The organism is Bradyrhizobium sp. NBAIM08 (genome assembly GCF_020193935.1).
Classification (GTDB): domain Bacteria; phylum Pseudomonadota; class Alphaproteobacteria; order Rhizobiales; family Xanthobacteraceae; genus Bradyrhizobium; species Bradyrhizobium yuanmingense.
On record NZ_JADYVR010000001.1, the window covers coordinates 456,060 to 474,018 of the forward strand.

General features: G+C 65.0%; 18 protein-coding genes. 8 read left to right on the plus strand and 10 right to left on the minus strand.

The window, feature by feature from the left end; translation table 11 throughout:
* Nucleotides 1-6: 6 nt before the first annotated feature.
* Complete coding sequence (locus I6F37_RS02175; RefSeq protein ID WP_225150138.1) at nucleotides 7-3,399, minus strand: adenylate/guanylate cyclase domain-containing protein; 3,393 nt, start codon at nucleotides 3,397-3,399, stop codon at nucleotides 7-9.
* A gap of 435 nt (nucleotides 3,400-3,834) precedes the next feature.
* Nucleotides 3,835-5,073: an MFS transporter gene (locus I6F37_RS02180; protein ID WP_057029789.1), complete on the minus strand. Its 1,239-nt coding sequence runs from the start codon at nucleotides 5,071-5,073 to the stop codon at nucleotides 3,835-3,837.
* 130 nt (nucleotides 5,074-5,203) lie between these two features.
* Between I6F37_RS02180 and I6F37_RS02185 the strand changes: the two genes are divergently transcribed.
* Nucleotides 5,204-5,812, plus strand: coding sequence for a TetR/AcrR family transcriptional regulator (locus I6F37_RS02185; RefSeq protein ID WP_057029790.1), 609 nt, complete (start codon nucleotides 5,204-5,206; stop codon nucleotides 5,810-5,812).
* Nucleotides 5,813-6,157: 345 nt separating this feature from the next.
* Here the strand turns inward: I6F37_RS02185 and I6F37_RS02190 are convergent, their stop codons facing one another.
* A complete protein-coding gene (locus tag I6F37_RS02190; RefSeq protein ID WP_036025582.1) occupies nucleotides 6,158-7,531 on the minus strand; it encodes a PleD family two-component system response regulator in 1,374 nt (457 codons plus the stop codon).
* A 14-nt stretch (nucleotides 7,532-7,545) separates the two neighbouring features.
* On the minus strand, nucleotides 7,546-7,911 hold the full coding sequence (locus I6F37_RS02195; RefSeq protein ID WP_008566616.1) for a response regulator: 366 nt from the start codon (nucleotides 7,909-7,911) through the stop codon (nucleotides 7,546-7,548).
* A 242-nt stretch (nucleotides 7,912-8,153) separates the two neighbouring features.
* On the opposite strand from I6F37_RS02195, the gene I6F37_RS02200 reads away from it, so the two are divergent.
* From I6F37_RS02200 to I6F37_RS02210, 3 genes are read left to right on the plus strand one after another with little or no spacing between them, the layout of a single operon-like run.
* A complete protein-coding gene (locus tag I6F37_RS02200) occupies nucleotides 8,154-8,465 on the plus strand; it encodes a DUF3572 domain-containing protein (protein WP_036015155.1) in 312 nt (103 codons plus the stop codon).
* Nucleotides 8,462-9,748, plus strand: a complete 1,287-nt coding sequence (locus tag I6F37_RS02205; protein WP_225150140.1) for a DNA polymerase IV — start codon at nucleotides 8,462-8,464, stop codon at nucleotides 9,746-9,748. The genes I6F37_RS02200 and I6F37_RS02205 overlap by 4 nt, the downstream gene beginning before the upstream one ends.
* A complete protein-coding gene (locus tag I6F37_RS02210; protein WP_225150142.1) occupies nucleotides 9,748-10,155 on the plus strand; it encodes an ACT domain-containing protein in 408 nt (135 codons plus the stop codon). Before I6F37_RS02205 ends, I6F37_RS02210 begins: the two co-directional genes overlap by 1 nt.
* Before the next feature lie 101 nt (nucleotides 10,156-10,256).
* Here the strand turns inward: I6F37_RS02210 and I6F37_RS02215 are convergent, their stop codons facing one another.
* Nucleotides 10,257-10,658 carry a RidA family protein gene (locus tag I6F37_RS02215; protein WP_018646938.1) on the minus strand — a complete coding sequence of 134 codons (402 nt, stop codon included), beginning with the start codon at nucleotides 10,656-10,658 and terminating at the stop codon, nucleotides 10,257-10,259.
* Nucleotides 10,659-10,882: 224 nt separating this feature from the next.
* A complete protein-coding gene (locus I6F37_RS02220; protein WP_225150144.1) occupies nucleotides 10,883-11,728 on the minus strand; it encodes a cell envelope integrity EipB family protein in 846 nt (281 codons plus the stop codon).
* A 231-nt stretch (nucleotides 11,729-11,959) separates the two neighbouring features.
* On the opposite strand from I6F37_RS02220, the gene I6F37_RS02225 reads away from it, so the two are divergent.
* From I6F37_RS02225 to I6F37_RS02240, 4 genes are all read left to right on the plus strand, one after another.
* Nucleotides 11,960-12,427 (plus strand): RidA family protein, encoded by a 468-nt coding sequence (locus tag I6F37_RS02225; protein WP_036015166.1) that lies wholly within the window; start codon nucleotides 11,960-11,962, stop codon nucleotides 12,425-12,427.
* 6 nt (nucleotides 12,428-12,433) lie between these two features.
* Nucleotides 12,434-13,180, plus strand: a complete 747-nt coding sequence (locus I6F37_RS02230; protein WP_225113840.1) for a glycerophosphodiester phosphodiesterase — start codon at nucleotides 12,434-12,436, stop codon at nucleotides 13,178-13,180.
* Between the two features lie 198 nt (nucleotides 13,181-13,378).
* Nucleotides 13,379-14,620: a GNAT family N-acetyltransferase gene (locus tag I6F37_RS02235; protein WP_225150146.1), complete on the plus strand. Its 1,242-nt coding sequence runs from the start codon at nucleotides 13,379-13,381 to the stop codon at nucleotides 14,618-14,620.
* A gap of 53 nt (nucleotides 14,621-14,673) precedes the next feature.
* Nucleotides 14,674-15,099 carry an HIT family protein gene (locus tag I6F37_RS02240; RefSeq protein WP_057029794.1) on the plus strand — a complete coding sequence of 142 codons (426 nt, stop codon included), beginning with the start codon at nucleotides 14,674-14,676 and terminating at the stop codon, nucleotides 15,097-15,099.
* A gap of 121 nt (nucleotides 15,100-15,220) precedes the next feature.
* On the opposite strand, the gene tsaA is transcribed toward I6F37_RS02240, so the two are convergent.
* The 4 genes from tsaA to I6F37_RS02260 all read right to left on the minus strand — a co-directional run bounded on the left by tsaA (nucleotide 15,221) and on the right by I6F37_RS02260 (nucleotide 17,939).
* On the minus strand, nucleotides 15,221-15,712 hold the full coding sequence (tsaA, locus tag I6F37_RS02245) for a tRNA (N6-threonylcarbamoyladenosine(37)-N6)-methyltransferase TrmO (RefSeq protein WP_036025594.1): 492 nt from the start codon (nucleotides 15,710-15,712) through the stop codon (nucleotides 15,221-15,223).
* Between the two features lie 32 nt (nucleotides 15,713-15,744).
* Nucleotides 15,745-16,095, minus strand: coding sequence for an AzlD domain-containing protein (locus I6F37_RS02250; RefSeq protein WP_036015173.1), 351 nt, complete (start codon nucleotides 16,093-16,095; stop codon nucleotides 15,745-15,747).
* Nucleotides 16,092-16,832: an AzlC family ABC transporter permease gene (locus I6F37_RS02255; protein ID WP_074448010.1), complete on the minus strand. Its 741-nt coding sequence runs from the start codon at nucleotides 16,830-16,832 to the stop codon at nucleotides 16,092-16,094. The genes I6F37_RS02250 and I6F37_RS02255 overlap by 4 nt, the downstream gene beginning before the upstream one ends.
* A gap of 153 nt (nucleotides 16,833-16,985) precedes the next feature.
* Nucleotides 16,986-17,939, minus strand: a complete 954-nt coding sequence (locus I6F37_RS02260) for a lytic transglycosylase domain-containing protein (protein WP_225150148.1) — start codon at nucleotides 17,937-17,939, stop codon at nucleotides 16,986-16,988.
* Nucleotides 17,940-17,959 lie beyond the last annotated feature (20 nt).

The following is a 17,959-nucleotide window of genomic DNA, read 5'->3' on the forward strand; positions in this document are numbered from 1 at the left end:
TTACACTCAGAGTTCTTCCAGCAGCGCCTTGCTTTCCTTCAAGTCGCGAACGTCGAAGCCCTCGTTGAACCAACCGTAGACCGGCGCGAGAAGACCGCGTGCTTCATCACCCCTGTCCTGATCACGCCAGAGCCGGGCGAGACTGACGGCGGAGCGAAGTTCCCAGAGTTTCGCCTCCTGCTGGTGAGCAATCGCAATGGCGTGGCGAAACTCGGTCTCCGCATCGGCCTCCGCGCCTGGCCGAGCCCTTAGCATCAACTCGCCTCGGCGCCGATGCAGCTCGGCCTCGAACCACCGCACCCCCGATTTCTGGGTTAGTGCCAAGGCGTCGGAGAGTTGGCCGAGCCCCGTTTCATATCGTGCTCTCTTTGCCTCGGCTGCTGCGAGCTGCGCAAGGTAGAACGGAAGAGTCCATGCTGCGCCGGACGCCTGGAATCCCTCGATGCCGCGCCGCAGTAAGTCCACCCCGGCCTCGGGGTCGCCGGCTTCGGCCAGCGTCCAGCCGCGATATGCCGTCCCCATCGCGAGAAAGAAGGCAAAGCGCTGCTCGGTGGTGAGCGCAACCAGCTCGTCCGCCCGTTGCCCAACCATGCCCGCGTCTTCGAGCACGAAATGCAACCGGCAGGCAACGCTCAGCGCGAATGCGAGGCTGATCGGGTGCGACGATTCGCGGGCCTCTGCCAGAGCGTCACTGCTCTGCACGCGCGCCTGATCGGCGAAGCCAAGAAGGCCACACGTAAGCGAAAGGAACGAAAGCATCGCCACGCGGGCGTTTTCTGCGAACAGGGCCGTCAGAGAGCGCTGCTGCGCCGGATCGTAAAGGGCGAGCCCCCGCTCGAGATGGGTGCGCGCCAAGGCCAATTGTCCGCGATGAAGCCAGCTATCGCCGACTGCCCGATGACCGGCGACAAGAATGGCCGCATCGTTCTGTCGCCCGGCCAAATCGAGCAGATTCTCGGCGATGCGATGCGATCGGTCCGTTTCACCACGGACGTGATAATGCACGAACTCGCCCCAGAGTGCCTTGAGCAGATTCGGCGTGTCGTTGAGTGCCTCGCAGAGGCAACGCGCCCGGGCGTAGGCCCTGCCGGTCTCTTCGGCCGCGTGGCCCTTCGCGGCGATCAGTGCACCGCCGAGCGCGAGTTGAAGTTCAGTTTCGGTGCGCTGGCGCCCGGGAGCATCCGGCAGTTGAGATAGCAAATCAAGCGCCTTTCGCATCTGCGCGATTGCTTCTGTCATTGCCGATCGAGCCTTTGAACGCTCACCAGCCTCCTGCCAATAGGAAATCGCCTTTTCGGCCAAGCCCGCATGTCCGCAGTGGTGGGCGAGGATTTCCGGCTGCTCTTGGATGCCTCTAGCGAGCCTCTCCTCGAGTGCGCCAGCGATCCGAGCGTGCAGCTCGCGGCGTTGGCCGCGCAACATTGTGCCGTATGCCGCATCCTGGACCAGTGCATGTTTGAACAAGAAATTGGCGTCGGGCGGCTCGACACTCCCAAACACGAGGCCGGTGTTGATCAGCCGGTCAAGCGCCGCCCGCAACTCGTTGTCGCACCGCTGTGCGACCGAGGCCAGCAGATCATAGGAGAACTCGCGGCCAATAGCTGCGCCGATTTGTGCCACCTCCTTGGCGATCGGCCCAATCCGGTCGAGCCGCGCCATCAACGAAGCATGTAGCGTGGCCGGTACGGCAAGTCCGGGCAGCGGCGCGAAGGAGATCGCTCGCGCGATACTCTGGGGGCTTGTTTCGAGCACCGCTTTGGTCAACTCCTCAACGAACAGCGGCACACCATCCGTACGTTCAGCAATTTCATTGACGATTTCGGTCGGCAGCGTCTGGCCACCTGCCACGCTCCGGATGAGCGCAGCGCCCGCATTCTGGTCGAGCCGGTTCAGCACGAGCAAGCTGACATGCGGCTTTCCGGTCCATACTAACTGGAACTCGGGACGGTAGGTGATCAAGACCAAAACCGGCAGGCTTGCTACGCGATCGACGGTTCGGTCCAGCAGCTCGCGCGAGCTTGGATCGATCCATTGCATGTCCTCGAACACGATCATGATTGGACGTCTTTGCGCGAGAGCTTCAAGCTGGCGAACCAGAGCGGCGAAGCTTCTCTCCTTCTTTTGTTGCGGCGTACTCGTAACCGGTAAGTATAGATTATCGTTGGGGATCGACAGAAACTCGGCCAGGATCGCCGCGTCCTCGTTGGGCGACAATGCAGGCGACAGGAGCGCTCGAAGTTTGTCGAGCTTGGTCGTCGGTGTGTCCTCACGATCGAAGCCAGCCGCTCGCTGGAGTTGTGCGATGAAGGGGTAAAGCGCGCTTTCCTGATGATGAGGCGAGCAGAAGTAGCGCAAGCAGGTGTGCGGCTCTCGCTCGATACGCTCCTGAAGAGCCGCAACGAGGCGCGACTTGCCGATCCCCGCCTCGCCGACAAGCAGCATGACTTGACCGGTACCCGCCCGCGCATGGCGCCAGCTCCGCTCCAACCGCGCGAGGTCTTCCTCACGCCCAACCAGCGGGGCGAGGACCGAAGGGTGCAACGCCTCGAACCGGCTCTCCGCTGTTCCCTCACGAAGCACCCGCCAGGCTTGCACCGGTGCGGCGAAGCCCTTCAGCGTCACGGCGCCGAGATTCTCGTAGTCAAAGAGCCCGCCGATGAGCCGCCGCGTGTCCTCAGGGATGACTACCCCATCCGGTTCGGCGAGCGCTTGCAGTCGAGCGGCAAGGTTCGGCGTCTCGCCAAGCACGGCCTGCGCCTCCGCCGCTTCGCTGCCGATAAGGTCACCTACGACGACGAGGCCAGTCGCGAGCCCAAGACGAACCCGCAGCTCGAACTCGGCTGGGGCTCCCGGCGCGTGCCTGGTCGCGGCGATCTCAAGCGCAGCGCGCACTGCGCGTTCGGCATCGTCCTCATGCGCTGAAGGATGACCGAATAGTATGAGCATGCCATCGCCGATGTAACGGCTGACGGTGCCACCGTATTTGCGGACGACCGCCGCTACGCTATCGCGGTACTCAGCAATTATGTCCCGTAGATCTTCCGGATCGAGCTTTGTCGCAAGTGCCGTCGAGCCGACGAGATCGCAGAACATCACTGTGAGCTGACGACGCTCGGCGGAAGAACTTGGTGCGGCCAACAAGCCTGCGCGCTCCGTGACCGGTGGCACGATGGACGTCGCTGCGCCGGCCCCTCTCGTCATTTGCGGCGGTACGGTCGGCGTGAGCGCGGCACCGCAGTCGCCACAGAAGTTCTTGCCTGTCGGATTGTCGCCCCCGCACGCAGGGCAGCGAAAGAACAGCGGCGCGCCGCAATCGCCGCAGACCTTCGTTCCCTCCGGGTTGACTCTGCCGCAATTCGCGCAATCCATGGCCGCACCCGATCGAATTCCGACCGACATGAGTTCGCGTCGGTCTATGGGCGAATCTTGAAAGCGCGCTCTTTCAAGATTCTCTTCCCTCAGCCGCCTACCAAGCGCCAAGCATGATCAAACTCACAATGACCAGGAAGTAGACACAGGCGATAGTCGCAGGGAAAATGAGCCAGCCGGGCGTCATCGTTGCCTCCCGAGCGGTTGTCTCGAAAGCTTAAGCTGGCCGGCGCGATTAGGATTATGAACTGGCTAACACTCTGCAACTCAAGCCCATTTTCAATCTGAGAAGGCTGACCACAGCCTGACACGACCCAAACGCGAAATTGGCAAGCCCATGAACGACCGCCTGCCGAGTCGACGAAAAGTTCTCTCGCACGTCAGCAACCGAGCGCTTTGAGGCAAATGCAAATTTGTGAGAACGGCAGCGGTGCAAGGCCAAGGAAAACGACCACCCGCCCCGCCCTACGCTGTCCGCAGCACTGGCGTGGGCGGCTGCGACGGCCTGACAAGCGCGAACGCGACCTGCACGATCCCGCCGGCAAGGCCGAGCGCGACGCCGATGCGCCAGGCCATGGTGTAGGAGCCGAGCGCGTCGTAGAGCAGCCCGCCTCCGTAAGCGCCGAGGAAGCTGCCGATCTGGTGGCTCATGAAGGCGAGGCCCTGGATCATCGCCTGCCAGCGCAGGCCGAACATCTCGGCGACCGCGCCCGCGACCAGCGGGCCGACGCCCATCCACAGAAAGCCCATGATCGCGCCGAACAGCAGCGTCGAGAACGGGCTTGCCGGCAGCATGAAGTACCAGGCGAGTGCGAGCGAGCGCAGGATGTAGATCCCGCCCAAGAGCGCCAGCTTGTTCCAGCGTTGGCCGGCCCAGCCGAAGAACAGCGAGCCCAGCACGTTGAAGCCGCCGATCATGCCGAGCGTCTGCGCGCTCAGCATCGGATCGAGGCCGCAGATCGCGAGATATGACGGCAGGTGCGTGGTGAGGAACACGAGCTGCATGCCGCAGACGAGATAGGCGCAGGTCATCACCACGAAGGAGGCATTGCCGAACGCGGTCCTCGCCGCGGCTGCAGCCGTGGCATCATCGATCTCGTCGGCCGCCGGCTTCGGCAACGGAATCTTGTCGACGCGCCCGGCATACCAGGCCGCAGGGATCATCAGCACCGACATGATGACGAAGCCCGCGAGCCCGACGCGCCAGCCAAAGCCCTCGTTGAGCATCTGTCCGATCGGCGCCGAAAGTAGCGCGCCGAGCGAGCCCGCGCCGGAGACGATGCCGAGCACGGTCGAGCGCACCGTCTCCGGCACCGCACGTGCCGCCACCGACATCGCGATCGCCGCCGCGGTGCAGGCGAGCGAGGTCCCGATCAGCACGCCGGCGCCGATCATGATGCTGAGAAGCCCATTCGCCGTTGCCATCAGCGCGAGGCCCGCGATGTACATCAGCGCGCCGGCGACCATGATCGGGCGGAAGCCGTAGCGCACGGTGAGTGCACCGGCGGGCGGCTGCAGGAAGCCCCAGGCGAGGTTTTGCACGGCCAGTGCAAGCGTGAAATCCGAGATCGAAATGTGGATGTCGTGCGTCAGCGGCTGCATGAAGATACCGAGCGACTGCCGCAGCCCCATGCTCAAGGTCAGCATGATCGAGGCGCCGATCAGGATCGGCAACGTCGGACGCAGAACCTGCAGCAGGGGCATTTTTCTTCTCCCTTTTGGGCGCGGCACGCGTGCCGTCGTCTGCTTTTGCCGATGTTTTTGGGTACACAGACCTGTGCACTTAGGCTATAGATGGAAGCGGCTGTCAAGCGAACAGGACGCTTAGCTCCGCATGGCTCCCCCGCCTGCCCCACAGACGATGAAAGAGCGGATCCTTCAGACCGCCGACAAGCTGTTCTATCTGCAAGGCATTCGCGCCATCGGCGTCGATACCATCGCGGCCGAGGTCGGCATCAGTAAGCGCACGCTCTACAATCACTTCCCGTCCAAGGACGCGCTGATCGCGGCCTATCTCGAGCGCCGCTTCGTCAGCGCACGCCTTTCGGACAAGCCGCCCGCCGAGCAGATCCTCGCGACGTTCGATTCGCTGGAGCGGCGCTTCGCGGCGAAAGACTTTCGCGGCTGCCCATTCGTCAATGCGGTCGCCGAGCTCGGCCCCGGCGACCGCGCCGTGAAGAAGATCGCGATCGCCTTCAAGGAAAGCCGCCGCCTCTGGTTTCGCGACCGCCTGACCGAGCTCGGCGTTGCCGAAGCGGACGCGCTCGCGACGCAGCTGGTGCTGCTGGTCGACGGCTCCATCGCGCAGGACCTCGTGCGCGATGATCCGGCGATGGCCAGAGCCGCGAAGGAAGCGGCGAAGGTGTTGTTGCGGAATGCGGGGGTGGATGTGGGCGAGGATGCGAACCCGGCGGAGAAACGGAGCAAGCGCGCTCCAGACTAACCGCTGTCGCCTGATCGCTCGCTGTCATCACCCGCGAAAGCGGGTGATCCAGTATTCCAGAGACAGTGAAGCTAGACCCGAGACGCTGCGGCGCACTGGATTCCCCGCTCCAGTGCGCGACTGCGCACAAGGCGGGGAATGACACCGGGATTTGTGGAGAAAGCGCGGGCGCCTGACTACCCGTCAGGACCATTTCGCGACCCTACCAATATGCTCCTGTTTTGCCCGACGGGTCAAACGACGCCGCTGCCGGCGCAAATTATCTCGCCACCCGCGTAACCCATTGACCCGCTCGCGCCGGCTACTGTGCATGGGGTTGTTTTCGCAACTTTGCGCGGACGGCCCTCACGCCGCCTGCGACACCACGCGATTGCGGCCGTCGTGCTTGGCGCGGTAGAGCGCGGTGTCGGCGCGCTTGAGGACGTCGGCCACCGCCTCGCCCTTTCGCTCCAGCGTGGTCAGCCCGATCGAGATCGTGACCTCGATGCGCTTCGCACCCTTGTGAATCGCGAAGGGCTCGCCCGCGATCGAGCGGCGCAGGCGCTCGGCGACCATGCCGGCGACGTGGAGATCCGTCTCCGGCATCACGATGACGAATTCCTCGCCGCCGTAGCGGCAGGCGAGATCAATGCCGCGGATCGATTTGCGCACCCGCACCGCGAACTCGCGCAGCACGTCGTCGCCGGCATCGTGGCCATAATTGTCGTTGATCGACTTGAAATAGTCGATGTCCAGGATCATCAGCGCCAGCGGCTTGCCGCGGGTCGCGGCCTGTTCGGCGAGCGTTGCCAGATGGCTCTCCATGTAGCGGCGATTGTGCAGGCCGGTGAGCGCGTCGGTGATCGCCATCTCGATCGAGTTCTGCACATTGTCGCGCAAATGATCGGTGTAGCGGCGGCGGCGGATCTGGGTGCGGGCGCGCGCCAAGAGCTCGGTCTTGTCGATCGGGCGCAGCAGGTAGTCGTTGACGCCGATCTCGAGGCCGCGCAGCAGCCGTGTCGAGTTCTCGGGGTCGGCGATCGCCAGGATCGGCACATGGCGCGTGCGCTCCAACGAGCGCGCCTGGCTGCACAGGCGCAGGCCGTCGAAATTGTTGAGGTCGAGCGAGACGATCAGGAGATCGTAGTTGCCCTCGGCGGCGTGGAACAGCGCCTCCGTCGGGTTCGGCTCGACGTCGATGGTGTGCTCGGCAGCGAGGATCGTCGCCAGCCGCTCGTAGGAGGACTGGCGGTCGTCGACCAGGAGGATGCGGCCGCCCTTGCCGGTGTCGGCGATCGCACTGCGCTCGGGCGCCTGCATGCCGATCTCGAGCGAGGTGATGGCGCGCATGCGCAGCTCATCCGTCATCATCTTCAGCCGCGTCAGCGAGCGCACCCGCGCGATCAGCACGACGTCGGAGACGGGTTTGGTCAGGAAGTCGTCGGCACCGGCCTCGAGCCCGCGATTGCGGTCGGCGGGGCTGTCGAGCGCGGTGACCATCACGACGGGAATGTGGTGCGTCGCCGGATCGGTCTTGAGGCGGCGGCAGACCTCGAAGCCGTCCATGTCGGGCATCATCACGTCGAGCAGGATGATGTCGCATTCGGCACGCCTTGAGATCGCGAGCGCCTCGGTGCCGTTCGCGGCGGTCATCACGTCGAAATATTCGGCGGAAAGGCGGGCCTCTAACAGCTTGACGTTGGCGGGAACGTCATCGACGACGAGGATACGCGCGGACACTGTGAACTCACTTCCTATCCGATAAAACGCCGGACCGTCTCAATGAATTTGCCGACCGAGATCGGCTTGGACAAATAGGCTTCGCAGCCGCCCTCGCGGATGCGCTCTTCGTCGCCCTTCATCGCGAACGCCGTGACCGCGACGACTGGAATGGCGCGCAGCTCCGGATCGTCCTTGATCCAGCGCGTCACCTCGAGGCCGGAGACCTGCGGCAGCTGGATGTCCATCAGCACGAGGTCGGGCCGCATCTTGCGCACGAGGTCGAGCGCCTCGTAGCCGTTGCTGGTGCCGGAGGTCTGGTACCCGTGCGCCTCCAACAGGTCGCGGAAGAGCTTCATGTTGAGCTCGTTGTCTTCCACGATCAGGACGGTCTTAGCCATCCCGCCCTCCTGATTGGTCCGAAGGACCGGTACATGTGACGCCTCAGACGCCGCTTCCCGGCGTTTCGAAAACTGGATTCAAACTAGCCTCAGATTCGCTTGAGTTTCGTTAAACCCGAGGGTCCACTTTCTGCGATGTGGTTTCCAGTTGCTTGTCCGGGGCCGGAAGACTTGAGCACGAGACTCGGGCATGATGATTCCAAATTAGAGACCGAAAGTTAACGGAAAGGCAAACCGTCCCCGTGAAAAAGCCTGTTCACAACCCCCGCGAAGTCGCTGAAATCGTTGCGATTCAGGCCCTGTCCTTCGTCGCGGGCGAGCCTGAGCGGCTGGGCCTGTTCCTGGCCGAGACGGGGGTCGGTCCGGAGACCCTGCGCAACGCCGCCGCGGACCCGAATTTCCTCCTCAGCGTGCTCGATTTCGTGATGCGGGACGATGCCACGGTGAAGGCCTTTGCCAAGGTGGCGGAACTGCACCCGACCAACGTTGCCGCGGCGCGGCAGGTCCTCGGCGATGCGCTCGGTGACCCCTCCTGGGAGCGCGACGTGCCGTGAGCGTCCCAGAGCCGGCCGGGCCCCGCTGCTTCTGCCGGGATTGTCTGGCCGATCTGGATATGGGCCTGCGGCGCTGCTCGGCCTGCGGTTCCCCCCGCCTCGTCCGCCACCGCTCGCTCGCCGGCCTGACCATCGCCCATATCGACTGCGACGCCTTCTATGCGACGGTCGAGAAGCGCGACAACCCTGACATCGCCGACAAGCCCGTCATCATCGGCGGGGGCAAGCGCGGCGTGGTGTCGGCGGCCTGCTACATCGCGCGCACCTATGGCGTTCGCTCGGCGATGCCGATGTTCAAGGCATTGGAAGCCTGCCCGCATGCGACCGTGATCCGCCCGGACATGGCAAAGTACGTCCGGGTCGGCCGCGAGGTCCGCCAGGCCATGCAGGCGCTGACGCCGCTGGTCGAGCCGCTCTCGATCGACGAGGCCTTCCTCGATCTCTCCGGCACCGAGCGGGTGCACGGCATGATCCCCGCCAAGGTGCTGGCGCGCTTTGCCCGCGACGTCGAGCGCGACATCGGCATCACCGTCTCGGTCGGCCTGTCCTGCAACAAGTTCCTGGCCAAGATCGCCTCCGACCTCGACAAGCCCAGAGGCTTTGCCGCGCTCGACCAGGAGGAAGCGCGGTTGATGCTGGCGGAAAAGCCGGTCGGCTTCATCTTCGGCGTCGGTCCCGCGACGCAGGAACGCCTGGTGCAGCGCGGCTTCCGCATCATCGCCGATCTGCAGAAGGCCGACGAGATCGAGATGATGCGGCAGTTTCCGAGCGAGGGCCGCAGGCTGTGGCGGCTCGCACGCGGCATCGACGACCGCCGCGTCGAGCCTGACCGCGGCGCCAAGACCATTTCAAGCGAGACGACGTTCGAGACCGACATCCGCGATTTCGCGACGCTGGAGAAGATCCTGTGGCGACTCTGCGAGAAGACGTCGTCGCGCCTGAAGAGCAGCGAACTCGCCGGCTCCACCGTGACGCTGAAGTTGAAGACCGCCGATTTCCGCCAGCGCACGCGCTCGCAATCGATCGCCGCCCCGACGCAGCTGGCCGCGAAGATCTTCTCGATCTGCCGCGAGATGCTGGCCAAGGAAATCGACGGCACCGCCTTCCGCCTGATGGGCGCCGGCGTCAGCGCGCTGCGCGAGGGCTCGGCGATCGACACCGACATGCTCGACCGCCGCGCCGCCCACGCCGAACGCGCGGTCGACAGCCTGCGCAAGAAGTTCGGCAGCGCCGCGGTGATCCGCGGCATTGCCTATGAGGGCCCGGAGAAGGCGCAGGAGTGATGACGGGTGAACGCGATCTCAATGCGCTGCTGAGACTGATGAAGCCGGAGCTGCGACCGGGCACCTTCGTATTTTGCACGATCGCGGCAGACGAGACTATTCCCGCAGCAGTCGATCCGCTCCTGATCTTCCGCGAGCCGGAGGGCACAACGGTCGTAGCACCGCTGGAGGATGCCGAACGCGCAGGACTGCGCTACGAATTCGCCTCACGCCTGATCACGCTCACTGTTCACTCCGCGCTCGATGCGGTCGGCTTCCTGGCGGCAATCACGGCGCGCCTCGCCGACGCCGGCATCAGCGTGAATGCCGTGTCGGCGTTCCACCACGACCATCTCTTCGTATCGTCCGACAGAGCCGACGAAGCGATGGCGGCTCTACAAGAGCTGTCAGAGGCGAAGCACTCATAGCAGCTGTAGCCCGGATGGAGCGGAGCGCAATCCGGGACAGTGCTCCGTGGCGACAGGCTTCCCGGATTACGCTTGCGCTTCATCCGGGCTACAGGAAAACCTCAATCCGCAACCGCGACCGCCTCGATCTCGATCAGCCATTCCGGCGCAGCGAGCGCGGAGACGCCGACGAGCGTCGAGGCCGGCGGCTCCATGCCTTCGAAGAAGGCCGAGCGGGCCTTGCCGATGATGGGCCGCAGCTCCGGCTTGTAGTTCACCACGAAGGTCGTGATCTTGACGATGTTGGAATAGCTCGCCCCCGCGGCCTTCAGCGCGAGGCCGAGATTCTGCATCACCTGGGTGGTCTGCGCAGCGATATCGCCCTCGCCGACGATCCGGCCCTCCTCGTCGGTCGAGACCTGGCCGGAAATGTAGATCGTGCGCGCCCCCGTCGCGGTGACGACGTGGGAATAGGCTGGATTGTGATGCAGGCCGCTGGGGCGGAGATGGTCGAGCTTCGGCATGGGCTGGCTCCCCGAATTTGTGGTTGGGAGGGAGCGTAGCGGGAGAGTGTGACGAGAGCTAGCCCCGTCATTGCGAGGAGCGAAGCGACCAAGAGAGATCTCGTAAGGTGGGCAAAGGCGCACTTGCGCCGTGCCCACCATCTATCAACGATTATCGAGAGAAAGCGTGGGCACGATCCGCTTTGCCCACCCTACGACGCTGCTCGCGACGAGAGACCTAGCCCTCAATTACAGGGCTTGCTGTCCTTCACGTCGAACTTGCCCATGGCGCCGGAGATGACGAAATCGTTGTAGTCGAGCATGAGCTGGCGCGAGACGCCGTTCTCGTAGAGCTCGAACGCCATCGCATAGACCGGCGTCTGCTCGCCCTCCTTCTGCTGGGCCTCGCGGTCGAAATAGCTGACGGTGACTGGCCAGCGCTTGAGCGACTTCATGTGCTCGTCCGCAGTCGACGGATCGGACGAGGTGGCGCGGTCGGCGGGGATCGGCTGACCGATCACGGTCAGCGTGTTGTAGACCTTCTGGCCGTCATCGGAGCCGTCATAGACGGAGAGCTCCAGCAGCGATTTGCCTTCCTTCGCGGCGGCGATGATGCGCTGGATCTGCTCGGTCGGGAACACGATCTTGCCGTCGAGCGTGAACGTCTTCGGCGCCGGCAGCCTGAGCTTGACGTTGATGTGGTCGCCGTCGCGCTCGGCCGAGCCGTCGACGCGGCCGGCATCCGTCTCGTTCATGCGCGTCTCGATCTTGAAACGGTAGCTCTTGCCGGCGGCGTCCTCCCAGGAGTTGGAGCGGAGGTCGCTGAGCGTGACCTTGCCCTCGCCGCTGTCGAGCTCGGAGACCTGGCGGAATTCCGAGGTATAGCCCTCGCAGGCGTTCCCCGTGAAATTGTAGAGGATCCGGCCGCGGGCGCTATTGACCGAATTGGTACGCGATTTGACGAGGCGGAGATCATACAGCGCCTGGTGCGCGAGAAACGGACCGTTGGCGGCCTCGGCTACGCCGCCAAGGCCGACACTGGCCGCGGCAAGCGCCATCACACCGAGCGAAGTCCGGAAAAGATGCACCATGTCTGTTCCCTGAGGAAAGCGCAGATTCGACATTTTAATGACCGTTCCATTGCGCCGCAACTGAGGCCGTCCACGTAAAATTGCCCCTCCACGTTGAACCTGCCGGCCAGCCTCAACAAAATGCAGCCCCTCCGGTTGCTTGCATGTGGCGGCACGATGGGCGAAACAGGGCGCGCCCGGCCATCCAGGGGACGCGCCGGAGCGAAGGATTTTTGGACAACGAGGTCGGACATGGCGGGCACGGTCGAGCAGAAACTGGCGGAGCAAGGCATCAAGCTGCACGAGGCCCCCTCCCCCGTCGCCAACTACGTGCCCTTTGTGCGCACGGGCAACCTCCTTTTCGTCTCCGGCCAGGTCTGCTTCGACCCCGCCGGCAAGCTGATCGCCAAGGGCAAGCTGGGCGCCGGCGTCTCGATCGAGGACGGCGCCGCAGCCGCGCGCGGCTGCGCCGTCAACCTGTTGGCCCAGGTCAAGGCGGCGCTCGGCGATCTCGACAAGGTCGTACGCGTGGTGCGCCTCGGCGGCTTCATCAACTCGGCCCCGGATTTCCTGGATGGGCCGAAGGTGCTCAACGGCGCCTCCGACCTGATGGTTGCCGCCTTCGGGGACAAGGGCCGCCACGCCCGCACCACCGTCGGCGTCGCCTCGCTGCCCGCGGATGCGGCGGTCGAGGTCGAAGGCGTGTTCGAGGTCGCCTGACGCCAAATGCGCGCTCCGGATTGGCTGACAGCGCGGCCGGTCGCCCATCGCGGCCTGCATGACATTTCGCGCGGCATCGTCGAGAACATGCCGGGCGCGGTGCAGGCTGCGATTGCTGGTAGTTTTGCGATCGAGGTCGATATCCAGCTCTCGGCCGACGGCGAGGCCATGGTCCATCACGACCATGCCCTGGGCCGACTCACCGAGGCCACCGGCGAGGTGATCGCAAAGACCGCGACCGAGCTGAAGGCCGTCAGGTTCAAGGACACCGACGAGCGGATGATGTCGCTCGCCGACCTCTGCGCCATGGTCGCCGGACGTGTGCCCCTGGTGATCGAGGTGAAGAGCCATTTCGGTGGCGATCGCAAGCTGGTGAAGCGGATGGCCGAGGTGTTGGCCTCGTATGACGGCCCCGCCGTCGGCATGTCCTTCGATCCCGACCAGGTGCTGGCGCTGCGTGACCTGTTGCCCAACCGTCCGCGCGGCATCGTCGCGCAGCGGAGCTATGAGGACGAGTACTGGGCCAACCTCACCCAAGAGCAGCGTGACAGCATGCTGTACTTGCGCCATGGCTTGCAGACCCAGCCGCATTTCGTCGCCTTCAAGGTCGACCACCTCCCGGCCCCCGCCCCCTGGATTGCCCGCAACCTGTTCGGCTGCGCCCTGCTCGGCTGGACCGTCCGCACCCCGGAGCAGCGGAGCCGGGTCGGGCGGTATGCGGACCAGATGATCTTCGAGGGATTCGTGCCGTAGCACCTCGCGTGTCCCGGACAAGCTGCAACGCTTCAGCGTTGCGGCGCAGAGCCGGGACCCATCTCTCCACGAGCGCGCTGCCACATGGGCCCCGGCTCTGCAGCGCCCGCTGAAGGAGCGCTGCGCTGCGTCCGGGGCACGAGAGCGAGCTTTCTCCACCCCTTGAAGTCGCTGCTGCAATGCACGATCTTGGGCACGATGCCATCATCCGAAATTACGCTCGAGGCCGTCCCGTCCATCGGCGAAGTCTCGCCCGAGGATTGGGACGCCTGCGCGAATCCGGGCAAAGCTTGTAATGGCCATGGCGCGGGAACCTCATCCGCTCTTCCAGGCGATTCCGCCAGCATCTTAAAACTCGCCTATAACCCGTTCGTCTCCCACGCCTTTCTCTCTGCGGCCGAGAAATCGGGTTCGGCCACGATCCGGACTGGCTGGGGACCCCGGCATCTGGTCGCCCGGCTCGGCGGCCGCGTGGCTGGCGTCGTGCCCTGCTATCTGAAATCGCACAGCCAGGGCGAGTACGTCTTCGATCGCGGCTGGGCGGATGCCTATGAGCGCGCCGGCGGGCGCTACTACCCGAAGCTCCAGGTCTCGGTTCCCTTCACGCCGGCCACGGGGCCGCGGCTGCTGGTGCGTGATGGCGTCGATCGCGAGCGTATCACCGAGGCGCTGGCGAGTGGACTCATAGCGCTGTGCGGCGTCAGCAAGGCCTCCTCCGTCCACGTCACCTTCGCGCGGGAGTCAGAATGGAAGCTGCTCGCCGAGCACGGCTTCCTCCAGCGCACCGACCAGCAGTTCCACTGGCACAATGAGGGCTTTGCGAGCTTCGACGACTTCCTGGCGACGCTGAACTCGCGCCACCGCAAATCGATCAAGCGCGAGCGGCGCGATGCACTCGCCGCCGGCGTCACCATTCACTGGCTCACCGGCAAGGACATCACCGAGGATGCCTGGGATGCCTTCTTCGCATTCTACATGGAGACCGGCTCGCGCAAATGGGGCCGGCCGTACCTGACGCGCGAGTTCTTCTCGCTGATCGGCGAGTCCATGAGCGAGGACGTGCTGCTGGTGATGGCCCGCCGAAACGGCCGCTGGATCGCGGGCGCGATCAACTTCATCGGCTCGGACACGCTGTTCGGCCGCAACTGGGGCGCGGTCGAGCATCACCCGTTCCTGCATTTCGAGGTCTGCTACTACCAGGCGATCGATTTCGCGATCAAGCGCGGCCTCAAACACGTCGAGGCCGGCGCGCAGGGCGAGCACAAGATCGCGCGCGGCTACCTGCCGCGCACCACTCATTCCGCCCACTTCATCGCCGATCCCGGCCTGCGCCGCGCCATCGACGATTACCTCAAGCGCGAGCGCGCCTATGTCGCGGAAGCCGGACGAGAGCTCGCCGAGCTCGGCCCGTTCCGCAAAGCGGCCGACGAGGCGCCTTGACGCGTCGCCACGGCTGGTGACAGTAAGCGCAAATCGTTCGAGGAGCCGCCGCCATGACCGCCTACGACACTAACAACATCTTCGCGAAAATCCTGCGCGGCGAGCTGCCCTGCTACAAGGTCTACGAGGATGAGCACGTCTTCGCCTTCCTCGACATCATGCCGCGCGTGCCCGGTCACACGCTGGTGATCCCGAAGGCTCCTGCCCGCAACATCCTCGACATCAAGCCCGACGATTACGCCCATGTCGCCCGAGGCGCGCACAAGATCGCGGCCGCCGCAATGAAGGCGTTCAATGCCGACGGCATCACAGTGCAGCAGTTCAACGAGCCTGCCGGCGGACAGGTGGTGTTTCACCTGCACATGCACGTGATGCCGCGCCACGACGGCGTCGCCATGCTGCCGCCTGCGAGCCGCAAGGAAGACGACAAGGTGCTGCAAGAGCACGCGGCGAAGCTGATGGCGGCGTTGAAGGGGTAGCCGGCGCTGCATCCTCGTCATTGCGAGGAGCTCTTGCGACGAAGCAATCCAGACTGCCTCGGTGGAGGGATCCTGGATTGCTTCGCTGCGCTCGCAATGACGAGGTTGGAGCGGAGGCCCCTCACTCCGTCTCGAAATCGCCCGTCTGCGGCGCGGCCAGCGGCGTGAACTCGCAGCGGTCGGGCTTGATGTCGATCAGCGGCGTGTTGTCGATGCAATCGAGGCCGCGCACCAGGATGGCATTGCCTTCGATGCCGACCAGCTTGACGATCGAGGTGCCGATCGGATTGGGCCGCACCGGCGAGCGCAGCGAAAACGTGCCGCGGGTCTTCTCGTTGTTCTTCGGGCTCTGCAGGACGATGTCGCGGCGCGAGCGGTCGAGCCAATAGAGCACTTCGAGGTTGCTGTAGAAGTCGACGCCCTTGATGGCCGGCACGAACGGCTCGAAGATCTCGAGGCGGCAGATCGGACCGTCGTGACGTCCCTGCCGCGGCGTCTCCAGCCGCGACGACCAGGGCGTGCGGATCCGGCCGATGAAGACGAGGCCGGCATCTTGCGTCGGCGGCAGCTCGATGGCGACCTCGCCCTCGCGGAGCTCCTGTTCGCGAACCATATGTCCTGTTCCCTGGCTGTTCGCTGGCGGTTTTAGCCCAACCACCACTTGCCGGCCAGCATGAAGACTTCGCCCGTGACCACGCCCGCGAAGATCGAACGGCGGGTCAGCAGGAAAACGACGAGCCCGGCACCGACCGCGCCATAGCGCAGGACATCAGGCACGCTGGCCAGCGCGCCCGGTGGCTGGACCACGATCTGGGCGATGACGCCGGCCAGGATCGCGGTGGCGACCGCTCTGACCCAGACCAGCAGCTCCGAGCCCTCGTCGATGCCGCCGCCGAACCACAGGCCCAGCATGCGCCAGATCTGGTTGGGAACGACGCCGGCGACGAACAGGACGGCCAGCGCGTGCCAGTCGCCGATCGCTTGCGCAAAGCTCATGCGCGTACCTCCCGCCACCAGTGCACGCCATAAGCGATCGTCCCGGCGACCACGCCGCTGACGAGGATATCGAGGCCGGAGTTCATCTTCGCCGCCAGCGGATAGAGCACGATGCCCAGCACGAGCGCGACGACGTCGGCGACCTCGCGGCTGTTGCGCGCCGTCGAGAACAGGAACGAAAGCGGCGTCAGCAACAGGATCGCCGCACCAAGCGTCTGCGTCAGGTTGGCGGCGAGGAAATAGCCGACGATATTGGCGACAAGGCACACGGAGACGAGCCCGCAGCCGAGCCCGTGGACGAAGGCGATCCGCCGTTCGCGCGGCACCTGCGGCAGGAAGCGGTGGCATTCGACCCACAGCGTCACTGCGGTGAGATGCGCGGCGAAAATCAGCTCGCGCCGCTTGGTCGTGGGTGTGCGCATCAGCGGCAGCACCGAGACCACCATTGGAAACAGGCGGATGGCGCTGACGGTCACCGCGATCGCCGACTGGATGATGGTGGCGCCCGAGCCGAGCGTGGTGATCAGGATGATCTGCGCCGGACCTGCCCAGACGAACAGCGTCGAGCACAATGCCCAGAGCAGGCTGAAATGGGTGTCGTGAGCGAGCGCACCGATGCCGAGATAGGTCACGAACAGCACGATGGTGAGGATCGTCTGCGTGATCGAGCGCAGTCCCCACCCGAAGGCGCGCCAGGGACTATTCCATTGCGGTGAATCGAGCGGAGGAAGCGCCACGGGAGCTTTGGCCGGTAAGGAATCGTGCCCGCATAACGGGCGAGACGGCGCCTCGCGTCAAGGAACCGCGCGGCGGGGCTGGCATGCGCGGCACATCCACCGCCGTCATTCCGGGGCGCTGCACTTGGCGCGAACCCGGAATGACGGCTCATCCTACCCCGCCACACCCCTGTTCCTCAGCACGAAACACGCCCCGCCCGCCTTGCGGATGCGGTTGCACAGATCATCAGCCTCGGCGCGCGTATCCGCGCCGATGCGGACCTGATAGAACGCGCGCGTGCCACGGCTGCGCATCACCGAGGAGAGCAGGCTCGGATCACGCTCGCCGATCACGGTGCTCAGTTTCGTCACGGCCCGGGAATACATCGCGAGCGCCCTGTTGCGGTCGAAGCCGGCCGCGAGCTGCACGCCCCAGATCTTTGCGGCTGCAAGCTCGACATGCTGCTCGAGCTCGGCGACGAATGGATTGGGAGCACGCTTGAGCAGCGCGATCAGATCACGGCAGCTCGTCGTCGGCGAGCTCGGTGGTCCCTTGCCGGTGCTCCCCGCCTTGGCCCAGGCATCGACGCTGGTGCCGGTGATGGCATACACGTAATTGCGGGTCTGCTCCGGCATCGGCCCGGTGCCGGCGAGCCATTCCTGCACGCGCCGAGGGCCGGCATTGTAGGCGGCCGCGGCAAGGCCGAGATTGCCGAACTGGTTGCGCAGCTCATTCAGGAATTCGGCCGACTTCGGCAAGGCCTGCACTGGATTGAAGGGATCGAGCAGCCCGCGCTCGCTGGCAGTGCCGGGCATGAACTGCGCGATCCCCTGCGCATGCTTGCCGCTGCGCGTCATCGGCCCGACCGCATCGGCCTGGAAGCGGCTTTCCTGCCAGATCACGCGCGCGAAGAATTCCAGCGGCAGGCTGTTGTCGCGCGCGGCTGCCTCCACGATCAGGCAAATTGACTCCCGCGTGTCGCTCGCGGGCGCGTCGTTCGGCTTCTCCGCCGGCTTCTCGGGTTCCGCGGCCTTCGGAGCCGCATCGGGGGACGGCGCCTCCTCTGCAAGCGCCGGCGCCAGCAGGAGGACTTGGGACAAGACAGCAATGACCCGAGCAATTTGCATGGCATTGACGCTATCGGACA

Excerpts from the sequence above, each read along its gene's own strand:
- I6F37_RS02175 (WP_225150138.1), bottom strand. The coding sequence starts at position 3,399 with ATGTCGGTCGGAATTCGATCGGGTGCGGCCATGGATTGCGCGAATTGC.
- I6F37_RS02180 (WP_057029789.1), bottom strand. The coding sequence starts at position 5,073 with ATGCCCCTGCTGCAGGTTCTGCGTCCGACGTTGCCGATCCTGATCGGC.
- I6F37_RS02185 (WP_057029790.1), top strand. The coding sequence starts at position 5,204 with ATGGCTCCCCCGCCTGCCCCACAGACGATGAAAGAGCGGATCCTTCAG.
- I6F37_RS02195 (WP_008566616.1), bottom strand. The coding sequence starts at position 7,911 with ATGGCTAAGACCGTCCTGATCGTGGAAGACAACGAGCTCAACATGAAG.
- I6F37_RS02210 (WP_225150142.1), top strand. The coding sequence starts at position 9,748 with ATGACGGGTGAACGCGATCTCAATGCGCTGCTGAGACTGATGAAGCCG.
- I6F37_RS02215 (WP_018646938.1), bottom strand. The coding sequence starts at position 10,658 with ATGCCGAAGCTCGACCATCTCCGCCCCAGCGGCCTGCATCACAATCCA.
- I6F37_RS02220 (WP_225150144.1), bottom strand. The coding sequence starts at position 11,728 with ATGGTGCATCTTTTCCGGACTTCGCTCGGTGTGATGGCGCTTGCCGCG.
- I6F37_RS02225 (WP_036015166.1), top strand. The coding sequence starts at position 11,960 with ATGGCGGGCACGGTCGAGCAGAAACTGGCGGAGCAAGGCATCAAGCTG.
- I6F37_RS02230 (WP_225113840.1), top strand. The coding sequence starts at position 12,434 with ATGCGCGCTCCGGATTGGCTGACAGCGCGGCCGGTCGCCCATCGCGGC.
- I6F37_RS02235 (WP_225150146.1), top strand. The coding sequence starts at position 13,379 with ATGCCATCATCCGAAATTACGCTCGAGGCCGTCCCGTCCATCGGCGAA.
- I6F37_RS02240 (WP_057029794.1), top strand. The coding sequence starts at position 14,674 with ATGACCGCCTACGACACTAACAACATCTTCGCGAAAATCCTGCGCGGC.
- tsaA (WP_036025594.1), bottom strand. The coding sequence starts at position 15,712 with ATGGTTCGCGAACAGGAGCTCCGCGAGGGCGAGGTCGCCATCGAGCTG.
- I6F37_RS02250 (WP_036015173.1), bottom strand. The coding sequence starts at position 16,095 with ATGAGCTTTGCGCAAGCGATCGGCGACTGGCACGCGCTGGCCGTCCTG.
- I6F37_RS02260 (WP_225150148.1), bottom strand. The coding sequence starts at position 17,939 with ATGCAAATTGCTCGGGTCATTGCTGTCTTGTCCCAAGTCCTCCTGCTG.